The following is an 11,475-nucleotide window of genomic DNA, read 5'->3' on the forward strand; positions in this document are numbered from 1 at the left end:
TCATTGCATTCACTCGAACCGAAGGGCGCCAACAAGTGTGTCGAGCACCGTTTGCGCGGTGCCGGCGAGGCTTTCACGGGACCAGCCCGCACGCGCGCCGCTTTTGCTCCAGAGCACACGACCGCTGCTGGCTTCGAGCACGCGCAGGCTGATGCCCACTGCCGGCTCACCGTCCAGACCGTTCTTGTACTGCCACTCTTCAACGCTGCCGGCGACCACGTAATCGAGCTTCTGATCCCGTGCCCAATCTAGGGCTCCGGCCAGGCGTTCGTTGTCGTCCATCAGTGCTTGTTCGCCCTGAGTACTGACCGGGTAAACCCGTGGTTGCAGACCGTGGCTGCTGAGCACGCTGAGCAGGATCTGCTCGGCGCGTTCGCCGGCTTGCGGGGTTTGCGAGTAGTTGATCATCGGCACGGTGCCCCACTTCGCAGTACGCGAAAAATTAGGGCTGGTGTCGCCGGTGAAGCTGGCGCAACCGGCGACGAACAGGACTGCCAGAGCCAGGCTCAGATTACGAATTGCTTGCATCAGTTTTTCTCCCGTAAACATTTCATGATCAGCGTCCGAATCGCACGCCGTAGCTCACACCCAGTGTTCCGCCCGCCTGACCGTCCCCGCCTTGTGGCGCGGATTGGTAGCCGACGGTGAGGGCCAATTCGTCACCGCCCAGCACTTCGACGCCGATCCCGGTGTTGATGCCGTAGTTGAAGGTTTGATCCAGCCATTGCCAGCCCGCCGTCACGTCCACCAGCCAGGTGTATTGCGGGCGAGTGCGCACCAGGGCGCCCGGCACACCGCGACGCCATGAGCTGCCGACATACAGTTGGCCGTAACGGCTTTGCAGCAGATCGTTGGCCGTCACGACCGCAGGGTCGTCCGAGTCGTCAACGCTTTTCACCGGACCGCCGTTGGCGCTGGACAGGTAGTCCAGCGTGCGGTCCTTGACGTTGTTGTGCTGATAATCGACACCGCTGCGCACGGTCCAGTTAGGTCCGGCGAATTCCAGCGTGTGGTTGTATTCCATCTTCAACGCCTGGCCGTTGCCCAGGGAATCGCCCGCACGCGTCGAGAACGATTTCTGCGCCACTTCCCAGCTGATCTGATCCCGCGCCGAGAGCCCGTGACGACCGCCGGCCCACACACTGTCGTGCTGGCCGAAAGCGCGCATCAGGCCGCTGTCTTCGCTTTTGCGATGCCAGTCCAGACCGGTCTCGATCTGGTCACTGGCGCTCAACTGCCAGGTCCGGGACAGGCCCAGGCCATTCCGGTCGTCGTCCTTGCGCTGGCTGGTGTCGGCGAACAGTTTGTAGCCGCCGTCCTCCACCGAACGTTGCAGGGTCAGCGCAGCGTTGCGCTCATCGCCCATGCGCGATTCGATCAGCTGATCGCTGTTGTAGGTGCCATTTTCCAGCTCAAGATTGGCGTACCACTGAGCGCCAAGGTTGTGCGCGATTTGCAGGCGCGGAGCGTTGAATTCCAGGCCACCGAAATCCTGTTGATGCCAGGACAGCTGCGCGCCCTGCGGCGTCATTTCCTGCAACTCGACAGCCTGACGGCGCAACTGTTCGCGCACGGCGGCTGGCTGATCGTCACCCAGTGCGGACTGGCTGAGGTCGAGGGCTTCGTCGAAGCGGCCGAGACGACTCAAGGCCTGAGCGCGTTGCGCCGGGTTGAGGTCGCTACTGGCCAACAGCGTTTCGACTTGCGCCTTGTTACGGCTGCGCAAGGCTTGCTGGATTTCTTCGTAACGCTGGACTTTCAAGCCCTGGCTCCGCGCCCACTCCAGCCACTGGTCTTTCTGCGACTCCTGATTCGTCGCGTCGAGACGCGCCATCAACCGCTCGAACCACAATTGCAGCATCGCCGGCGAGCCGTCTTTCCACTTCGCCACTTCCTGCTGTGCCTTGGCCGGCGAATAACTGCTGGCCATCAAGCGCAACCAGATCGCATAACGCTGGGACGATGGCTGAATGTTTTCGCCTTCTGGGCTGCGTAGCAGCTTCAAGCGCAAGCGTTGCGCCGCGTCCTGATAACCAGCGCTTTCGAGGGCATCGGCGTAGGCCGCACGCACCAGCCAATCCTGCGGACTGGTCTTGAGGTACATCCGATACCAGGCCAACGCTTCGGCATCACGCCCGAGCATCTGGCTGGCACTGGCGAACGGCAGCCAGAGGATTCGGTCCTGACGCGCCTGGGGTTTCCATTCAGTCAGCAAGGGCTTGAGCGCGGCGGTGTTGCCTTGATCGACGTACAGCCACATCAGGCGCTCGCGGAACAGGTTGTCGTCCGGGAAACGCGACAGGCCCAACAGGTACAAACGCTGCGCCTCGTCGATATTGCCCTGCTGCACCGCCAAGGCACCGCGAATCGCCAGCACTTGTGCTTGCTCGTTGGCGTCCGGGTATTGCTCGGCGTCTTTGAGCAGCGCGACCACTTGCGGCCAGTCCTGCAATTCCTGGGCTTGCTGCAACGATTCAACCAGACGCTGCGGATCCCGGGTGCGCTTCCAGCTGCCGATCATCATGGTCAGGGCGCGCTTCGGGTCGCTGGTGCGGTACATCGTGATCAGCTGACTCTCGTCGCCGCTGTTGAGCGAACCTTTGAGCGCGAGCAGTCGTTCCAGGGAAACCTGTAGCTCGTCATCGAGCTCCAGATCCCAGGCCAGCGCAGCGCGCAAGCGCCAGTAACCCGCATCGGTGATCTTGCGGTTATCAACCTGCAATACGTCCCACGCCGCCTGATTATCAAACAGCTTCAGGTCGGTGTTAGCCCAGTCGATGCGCTCGGTCGTGGTCAGCGTGAAGCGTTTCGAGTAGCGCTGGTAGACCTCGGTTTTCTGCGCGAACTGCCCGGTGTTTTCGAGGTTTTGCACCAGACGTGTCCAGGCCAAACGATGCGCCGGGTACTTGCGCAAGTAAGCGTGCAACCAGGCTTCGGCTTGGGTCGGAGTGCCACGTGATTCGTGAGCGTAGATCAACGCATCGAGTTCAACGTCGGTCAGCGCACGCTGTTCCATGATCTCGGCGAGCAAGGGAATCGCATGGTCAAAGTCGTACTGCTGGCTCGCCAGACGCCAGGCGTGTTCACGGGTTTGCGGGTCTTCGCGCAGTTTCAGCAGGCGAATCCAGTAGCCGAGTGCAGCCTGACTGTCACCACGCCATTCGCCCAGATGCCCCATTTGTTCGAGCAACGCCAAGTCATCCGGGTGTTCAGCCACCAGCTGCTGACCACTGTCCCACGCACCGGCCAAATCGCCGAGGGCCAGGCGCATGCTGAATTCCTTGCGCAGGATTTGTGGGTTGTCCGGCTGCAACACGCGCCACTGATCCAGAAAGCGCTGGGCCAGATCAAAGCGCTTGCTGCCAACGGCAACGTCAACGCCCTGTTCCAGCCACGCCGAATCGGTTTGCGGATCCTTGAGTAAATCCAGTTCATCGGCCAGTACGCGCGCAGCCTGTTCACCGCGACCGGCGGCCAACAGACTGTTGAACGCCAGTTGCGCGTATTCGCGACGCTCGGACGCTTGTTGGCTGTCTTGTTTGAGCAGCAGATAAATGTCGGCGGCGCGGCCAGGTTGCTCGCCGGCCAGGTACCACTGCGCGGCGGACTTGAGCGAAGCGATGCGCTGTGCCGGGTCGCGATCGGCGATTTCTTCGTAGACGCTGGCAGCGAAGGCCGGCGCTTGTAGCGTCAACGCCAGCTTGGCCAGGTTGTGCAATTGCGGCAGCGGCAACAAACGGTGGTCGAAGCTTTGCAGGCGTTCGATCAAGGCTTTCTGCGCGATCGGATCATCGGCTTTCGCCGCCTCCAATGCGTCGAGTTCCAGCCGGTAATAGGCCTGCAACTCGACGACCGGTTTCGGCCAGTTCTCAAGGTGCTGACGCGCCTTCGGGTAGTCGCCGAGACGAATCAACAGATCGACCAGTTGCAAGCGCAGGTGATCGTCATCCGGGTGCGCGGCCAGCAGCAATTCGGCGTAATTGGCCGAGACCGCATCCGGCTCACGGCCGTCCGGCTGGAACACTTCTTCGCGCTGGAACGTCAGCCACAACAGGCCGCCCACGGCCACCGCCACCACCGCCAATGCCCAGGGATTGAGCAGGCGGCTGCTTTTAGTTGCCGAGGAGTTAGATGCAGTAGAGCTGACCATGACTCACCTGCTTCATTGGTAATTGAAAAGTCCACAGGCCGGCGGATGCCTTGCCTGCAAAAGTTTGCCCATCCACTTCCACCCGGCAACTGCTCGCCGAGCGCACGGAGAAGGTCAGGTCGACCTGTCCGGCAAACGAAAAACTCACGTGTTTTTCATCCACATATTTCCAGTCCAGCAACGGCAGGTTGGCCTCCTCCAGCGCCGGCCGTTCATCCCGATCGGGACGCAACACCAGCAACGCCTGGTCGCTGCTCAGCGCCACATACCGGCCTTGCGGCAAGTCGCGAACGCCGGCGACACCTTGCGAGCGCAGCAGATCCGGCCAGCCCATTTGCGGGTCGAGTCGAAGGGTGCGCAGCGCGTCCATGCCGCGAACCTGCCAGTTGCCCTCGGCGGTGCGCGCCAGACTGGCTTGATACAAACCGTGCACGCGATCGAGGTAGTCGCTCATCCACAGCGACATCGGTTGCTGGTCCTTCATGTAGCCGTAGATCTCGTTCATCGCCTTGATCGAGGCCTGCTTGGTGCTCGAATAGAAGTGGTAATACAGGTGCAGACCGCGCAAGCGCCGTGGGCTGTCGGTGAGTTCGAAGGTGTCGATCACATCGCGGAAGCCGTAATACGGCCCCTTCCACAGGTTGGTGTAGAGGTTCTCGTTGATGATTGGCGCGTAGTACTGCAAGCCGCCTTCGGTGGGGCGCAGTAATGGATTGAGGCCGGTCAGTGACGGATTGGCCTTGGTCAGCATGGTCTCGGCGCCGTTGACGTTTTTCAGACCCGCGTCGTAGGCCAGCTTCAGGGTCTCTGCCGAGGGCAAGGCATCGCCTGGCCAGAAGATCAGCTTCACCGGTTTTTCCGGGGTGGTGAGATGCTGGTTGATGTAGTCGCGCGAGCCAAAAATTTCGCGACGGAAATCTATTTTGTCGTAGCCCGGGATGGCCATTTTCAAGCCGTATTCCGGGTTGAAATTCTCACGTTTCTGCGCCAGTTCCGGCTGCATGAAAAACGGATGGCTAAAGGTATGGGTGGCGACTTCGACTTTCGGGTTGGCAAACAACTCACGGGCAATGGGTTCCAGTTCGCGGGCCAGGAACGGGAACATGCCGCGCGGTGAAATCTCGCCTTCGACAATCGATACCGAAGTCAGGAATGGATTGGGCCGAATGAAATCGTCGAGCACCTGCTTGCCGGCATACGGCGTGCCGCGCACTTCGGCGCGCGACGGGAAACCATCGCCGTCGATGTGCACGGTGGCGATGCGACGGCCGTTCTCGGTGGTGGTGTCGGGGCGTGGCTGAACCGGCAGGCGCAAACTGGCCTGGAGGAAAGCGAACGGGTCGAGAATCCAGCGGCTGCGCTCGTTGTTCGTTTCGAGAATGTACGGCGCAAGGGCGACGCCGCCCCACTCGGCCGTCGCCACCGGAGCGAATGTCTGGCCGTCGGCAGCGGTCAGCAGCAATGCGGCTTTGGGACCTTTGGGCAGCAGGGAGATCGCGGTCAGGTCACGGGATCGGGGCTGCACCGGCGCTTCGAAAGCGCCGATCAGCGCCTTGTCCTGATAGGTGATGGTCAAGGCCTGCGTGCCAATCGGCGCCGAACGATTCAGGCCCAGGCGCTTGAGCAGCAGCGGGTCTTGAATCGGCAGGCCGGAAAAGAACACCACCGGCACCTGTTCGTCCAGACGTTTGCCGATCCAGCTATTGAAAGCCGATGCGTCCTGCGGCGGGCCGCTGGTCATCCAGGTCACGATCCCGGCGTACAAACCGCTGAAACGGTGCTCCGGCAGCGAGCCGTCGACCGGCAGGTAATCGACCCGGTAGCCGAGGTATTCAAGCAAACCGCCGAGCAAGGTGTGCCCGGCGTTGCGCACCAGATCACCTTCGCGCGGGTCGTAAAGCAGCGCGATTCGGCGCGGCTGGATTTCGATGCTGCTGATGCCCATCGAGTCCAGCTCAGGCGTGCCGATGTAAGGAATGAAGCCCTCTTCGCGCAGACGCTTGGCCAGTTTGCGCGCTTCATCGCGACGCTCCGGCGGCAAGTAGTCGATGGCTACCAGCGGAATGCCTTTGGCACGCAACGGTTGGATCTGGGTTTCCAGCCATTCGCGGTCGGCTTCAGGCACCGGGCGATAACGCTTGGCGGAAGCGTCCCAACCGGCATGAATCGATTCGATCGCCACCGCGGCGGCCACGCCATCGAGGTCGGGCAACACTTCGAAGCCACGGTTGAAAAACAGCTTCAGGTTCGGCTGACGCTGATGCAATTCCCGCAGGAAACCGGCGAGGGCCAGACGCTGTTTTTCTCGCGCCGACTCCGGCAGCAACTGGAAGCTATCGAGGGTATCGAGGAACAACCCGGCGTAGCCGTCGGCCTGCAATGCCTTGGCTCGGCCGAACAAATGTTCACGCCAGGCGGGCGCCGCGAGGTCCATGACCTGGCTGTCCCACGCGCCATTACGCACCGGGCTGACCGCCCCGGTGAGGGAGGCTTTGTCGAGCTCCGCCTTGCCGCCATTGAACTCGCCCACCGACAGGTAGGCGAACGGCTGGCTGCCCAATTTACGCAGGGTTTTGACGTCGCCCGCGGTCATATGCCCTGGCTCGACCACCGACCAGTCGAACTGAGCCAACTCGGAAATGGGCGGTTGATCGGCATACCAGAAAACCACGCTGGCGGGTTGCGGTAATGCTGCGGCCTGGACGGTGGGCCCGCTCACGAACAACGCTAAAGCGGCGAGCAGCCGATTAGCGGCCGCGCGGACACGCGTCCTGCGAAAAACGATTTCCATAACTCACTCTTGAATGGACTGAACCGATACTGCTTGGATGTCGGACAGTAGAACCGGCCGGGTTACAGGCTGCGAATAAGCTGCGACAGCCCCTTGCCGATGGCGGTCGGTTCCGGGAGCTTGAAACGCTCCAGCAGGCGACTGTTGTTGGCGCGCGAATGGCGAATGTCGCCTTGACGTGGCGCGTGATGAATCACCTTCAACGGGCTGCCGGTGACGGTGCCCAATTCGGCGATCAGATCGTTGAGGCTGGTGGAACGACTCAAGCCAACGTTCACCGCGCCGGGGCTCGGCTCACTGACTTCCAGGGACTGCACCAGAATGCTCACCAGGTCCTGGACATAGACGAAGTCGCGGGTCTGCGAACCGTCACCGAAAATCGCCACCGACTGCTCGGCCAAGGCCAGCTTGGTAAAGATGCTGATCACGCCGGAGTACGGCGATGACGGATCCTGACGCGGGCCGAAGATGTTGAAGAACCGAAAGATCATCGGTTCCAGGCCATGTTCGCGGCGATAGAAATCGAGGTATTGCTCGCTGGCCAGTTTGTCGCTGGCGTACGGCGTGAGCGGGGATTTTGGCGTGTCTTCGTGAATCGCTGTGCCTTCGCCGTTGTTGCCGTAGATGGCCGCGCTGGAAGCGAATACCACGCGCTTGATCCCGGCCTTCACCATGCTTTCGCACACATTGAGGGTGCCGACGAAGTTGCTTTGATGGGTGCTGACCGGGTCATCCACCGACGCTTGCACCGAGGCCACCGCGGCCAGGTGAACGACAGCACCGCAATCGCGCATGGCTTGTGCCACTACGGCGCCGTCCGCGACATCACCGATGACGAGGTTCAGATTCGCATTGTCCATCGGCAGATTGCTGACCTTGCCGGTCGACAAATTATCCAGCACGCGAACCTTGTAGCCTTTGCCAAGCAACGCTTCTACGAGGTGCGAGCCGATAAACCCTGCACCGCCAGTCACCAGTATTCGCTCAACAAACATGAAATCTCTCCCTGAACATTAGAGCGGATACGAGTGGTTAAGTCCGCCGATTCAATGGCGCAAGGCCATCAAAACGCGGCTGATAATGGGAGATCGGATTGGCACTGTCAATACTTTGTCTGACTTATCGCTGAGCGGTAATTTGCCACTAAAAACGCCACTTATTTGACGGCATTTATTAGTTACAGGCTGTCATACAATTGCCACTGCAGGCCCTCAAACTACGTCTAGACCGGAACTCGCGGCCATGCATTAACCCCTCCTTTTCGTCGACGTCCAGCCGAGCTTTGCCCCGCCGCAATGGCTCATCGACAGGATCCGGAAAATCATCGTTGGAGACCAATACATGCTGCCTGGCAGTCAGGTTGGCACTGTTTGATGCGGGATTGCGGCCGACGTGATTACGGATTTGACCGTGGGGACATCGCTGGAGTTAAGGTGTCCCGATTTTAGATTTTGTGGCCCCGATTCTCCCCAAACAGAAACAAAATACTGTGTTTACATACAGTTCATCGAGAGCTAAGGTGACTCAGGCGATCACTCGATTGACTTCACTCAAGTCGAGCGGCAATCGCTATGCTATACACGCTCATTCACAGGACTTTGACCAGGAGGTCATATGGCCAGCTCTATCGACGCAGCGAAATTTTTCCTCGCCCAAGCGAATGAAGATGCAGGCGATCTTGTGTCGAACCTGAAGCTTCAAAAACTTGTGTATTACGCACAAGGGTTTCATCTCGCAGTCTTCGACAGACCTCTTTTTGACGATCAAATCGAGGCATGGACTCATGGCCCGGTAGTGCCATCTGTCTATCATCACTATAAGCAGCATGGCAGTGGCAGCATTCCCTATCCCGCCGACTTCGATGCAAACGTATTTTCTGCGGAACAAATGGATCTGCTAAACGAAGTTCAGCAGATTTATGGTCAGTACTCTGCGTGGCGTCTGCGAGAGCTGACCCATGAAGAGTCGCCATGGAAGAACAATTTCAAGCCTGGTGCTGTGAGCCTTGAGATTCCAGTGGAAGAGATGCGCATGTTCTTCAAGGGATTGGTCAAATAAGGAAGTGGGCTGATGGGGCATCTCAAGGATAGAGCTGTAAAACAAAGTCAGGTGTTGAAGGGCCGCTCCGAGCCTGCCGACAATCCGGACTTGAAGCCTCCGGTTTTCTCGTTTGAATATTTGCAACAAGGCTATTGCGTCAGCGACTGCTCAGCCGAAGAGCGCGGCGGCGTGCTTGGCAAAATTCGAGTTCTAAGCCAGCTCACTTGGCAGCAGCTCAGGCAAGCGCCAAGGCATGGCTTGGGCTACGAAATAATCGATCGATCCGCCCTCAAATCTGCAATTCCGCTGGTCGTAACAGAGGATGTGCATCTCATTGCCTTTAGGGCAATTGGACTGGCGCCGATGGTGGGGTTTCGATTCGGTCGAATCTTCCATGTTCTTTGGGTAGATCGGGCATTTACGCTATACGATCACGGCTGATTGGCCTTTCATTGGGTCAGTATCACACCAAAGTAATTCGCTCCTATCTTTCGGGAGGATGAAATGAACGTCAGTATCGTAGCCATCTTGACGGCGATGTTTTCTATGTCTGTACAGGCCGCCACCGAAGTTGCGCCCCAGGCCGAACGAGTCGTTTTCGATAAAGGCACCAATGCCGTCGAGATCAAACAGTCCATCCAGGGCCCGCTCACCGCTCAATACCGAGTGAGTGCAAAGGCAGGTCAAATACTGACAGTCGACCTCAAGCCCTCCAATGCATCGGCTTACTTCAACATCACCGCCAAAGGCGCAGACTACGCGCTGTTCAACGGCTCGATCATGGGCAACCATTTCATGGGGCCGTTACCCACCGACGGCGAATACACGGTTCAGGTGTACCTCATGCGCAACGCCGCCCGGCGCAATGAAGTGGCGAACTACAGCCTTTCATTGAACCTCAGCCCCGCTGATACCTCGGACAGCACTCGTCCGTTTGACCAAACCCTGGAATTGCAGGGCATCCGGTTTCATGTAACGACGGAGGGGATCGATGACCACCGCGTGCTGCGCATTTCGCCTCAAGGGCTGGAGACTGATAATTCAGACATCACACGGCCATTGACGGGAAACGTCGTCCGGGCCGAGGTGGCGGACCTTGATCGGGATGGCTCGCCAGAGCTTTACGTCTTTGCCCGATCACCGGGACGCGGGTTGCCGGGTGAGCTCGTGGCGTATTCAGCGAATCGCAAAAAATCGCTCAGCGAGATTTATCTTCCGCCGGTGAGTGAGGACGTAAAAGCAGCCGAGGGCTATCAGGGCGAGGATGAGTTTGCGGTGGTGGAAAATGTGCTGGTGCGGCGCTTTCCGGTTTATGAGAGTGCGGACGCCGGGGCCGGGAGGACGGGGAAGATGCGCGAGGTTCGGTATCGGTTGATGGCTGGGGAGGCTGGGTGGGTTTTGCGGGGGGATGGGGTTACGGAGTATTGAGGAAACCAGCTCAGGCATAACACCAAAATCGTTACAGCCCTGAACAGTTACTTATTTTGTAAGAACGTAGTACTCGTCCTAGGAAACTTCCCGCAACTCGTATCGGCTTTCATGAACTGGCGGAAGCGGTTCTGCGTCGATAGCCTTCAGGTGTCGCTGCAAATCAGCGATCGGCTTTGACAGGCTGAAGAACCGCAAGCTTTCACTCCTCCGGATAAAACGGCATCCTTTCACGTGTGCAGTTCCGTTCTGGTGGCTGTGCGTGGGGCACTTTCGGGTGCACTGGATGCTTGCGTTTCCGGTCTGTCAACCCGCGTACAGCCGCCACCCAATCCTGTTTGACAGCAGGGGACTGGCAGCTCCCACCAACGCAAGGAGCTCCATCATGAAAAAGATCACCCCAAATCCGCCCGAATCTGCGGCACTTTCAGAAGCAGACGCACCCGATTTAAGCCAACTCTCCGAAACCACCGAACGCATCATCAGCGCCCGCCTGCGCAACCCGAACCACCCCGATCCCATCAGCCACGTTTTCACCCTCCTCCCCGACGTCGACACGCCAACCCTGCTCGCTCACGCCTGCGAAACCCTCGCCTCACTCAACGTCATGACCACCGACCTGGCCTGCGACCTCGAAGGCTCGCGCCGTAACGTGGCACTGGCGATTCAGCAGTTGGCGGTGCTGGGCGAACTGTTGGTAAACCGAGCGCTGGACAATCTCGACCCGCCCGATGGCGTGTCGGAAGTTTCGTCCGTCAGCCACCACTGAGTGGTCGCGCTCTTTTATCAAATGGAGGTTTTGTCATGGATCGATACATGCCTGTCACCGGCATCGACTGCACCATCGCGTCGCTGCTGATCGACACTGAAGCACCGCTGGACGTATTGCACGAAACTGCGGCTTACCGCATCCGCACGGCGACTCAATTGCTGGAGAGTTTTGCTGTGAGCGAAGGTGTTCACAGTGAATTGGCGCGAGTGTTGGTGACTTCGCTGCGCGATGGCTGCGATTTGATGGATGTGGTCGGCCGTCGATTGCAGGCTCAAGTTTCGGCATAAAAAAAAT

General features: G+C 59.2%; 9 protein-coding genes and 1 pseudogene. 6 read left to right on the forward strand and 4 right to left on the reverse strand.

All coding sequences use genetic code 11. The annotated features are described in order from the left end of the window. Positions 1 to 9: 9 nt before the first annotated feature. The 4 genes from K0F88_RS22820 to K0F88_RS22835 all read right to left on the reverse strand — a co-directional run bounded on the left by K0F88_RS22820 (position 10) and on the right by K0F88_RS22835 (position 7,936). Positions 10 to 528 (reverse strand): penicillin-binding protein activator LpoB, encoded by a 519-nt coding sequence (locus K0F88_RS22820; RefSeq protein WP_094469213.1) that lies wholly within the window; start codon positions 526 to 528, stop codon positions 10 to 12. Positions 529 to 556: 28 nt separating this feature from the next. After that, positions 557 to 4,150, reverse strand: coding sequence for a tetratricopeptide repeat protein (locus tag K0F88_RS22825; protein WP_094469214.1), 3,594 nt, complete (start codon positions 4,148 to 4,150; stop codon positions 557 to 559). Then, complete coding sequence (locus tag K0F88_RS22830; protein ID WP_219096616.1) at positions 4,128 to 6,941, reverse strand: bifunctional glycoside hydrolase 114/ polysaccharide deacetylase family protein; 2,814 nt, start codon at positions 6,939 to 6,941, stop codon at positions 4,128 to 4,130. The genes K0F88_RS22825 and K0F88_RS22830 overlap by 23 nt, the downstream gene beginning before the upstream one ends. A 62-nt stretch (positions 6,942 to 7,003) precedes the next feature. Continuing rightward, complete coding sequence (locus K0F88_RS22835) at positions 7,004 to 7,936, reverse strand: NAD-dependent epimerase/dehydratase family protein (RefSeq protein WP_010463668.1); 933 nt, start codon at positions 7,934 to 7,936, stop codon at positions 7,004 to 7,006. A 332-nt stretch (positions 7,937 to 8,268) separates the two neighbouring features. Here K0F88_RS22835 and K0F88_RS32550 point away from each other — a divergent pair. The 6 genes and pseudogenes from K0F88_RS32550 to K0F88_RS22860 form a co-directional block, all read left to right on the forward strand. Then, positions 8,269 to 8,369 (forward strand): annotated as a pseudogene (locus K0F88_RS32550) (hydrolase); the annotation flags it as partial. Between the two features lie 186 nt (positions 8,370 to 8,555). After that, complete coding sequence (locus K0F88_RS22840) at positions 8,556 to 8,999, forward strand: Panacea domain-containing protein (protein WP_219096617.1); 444 nt, start codon at positions 8,556 to 8,558, stop codon at positions 8,997 to 8,999. Between the two features lie 12 nt (positions 9,000 to 9,011). After that, complete coding sequence (locus K0F88_RS22845; protein ID WP_219096618.1) at positions 9,012 to 9,422, forward strand: hypothetical protein; 411 nt, start codon at positions 9,012 to 9,014, stop codon at positions 9,420 to 9,422. A gap of 63 nt (positions 9,423 to 9,485) precedes the next feature. Beyond that, positions 9,486 to 10,409, forward strand: coding sequence for a hypothetical protein (locus K0F88_RS22850; RefSeq protein WP_094469216.1), 924 nt, complete (start codon positions 9,486 to 9,488; stop codon positions 10,407 to 10,409). A gap of 385 nt (positions 10,410 to 10,794) precedes the next feature. Then, complete coding sequence (locus K0F88_RS22855; protein WP_094469218.1) at positions 10,795 to 11,178, forward strand: DUF6124 family protein; 384 nt, start codon at positions 10,795 to 10,797, stop codon at positions 11,176 to 11,178. A gap of 35 nt (positions 11,179 to 11,213) precedes the next feature. After that, entirely contained in the window at positions 11,214 to 11,468 is a 255-nt protein-coding gene (locus tag K0F88_RS22860; RefSeq protein WP_090175784.1) for a hypothetical protein, read from the forward strand. Positions 11,469 to 11,475 lie beyond the last annotated feature (7 nt).

The sequence above is a fragment of the Pseudomonas sp. UMAB-40 genome, from assembly GCF_900095275.1.
Lineage (GTDB): Bacteria > Pseudomonadota > Gammaproteobacteria > Pseudomonadales > Pseudomonadaceae > Aquipseudomonas > Aquipseudomonas mandelii_B.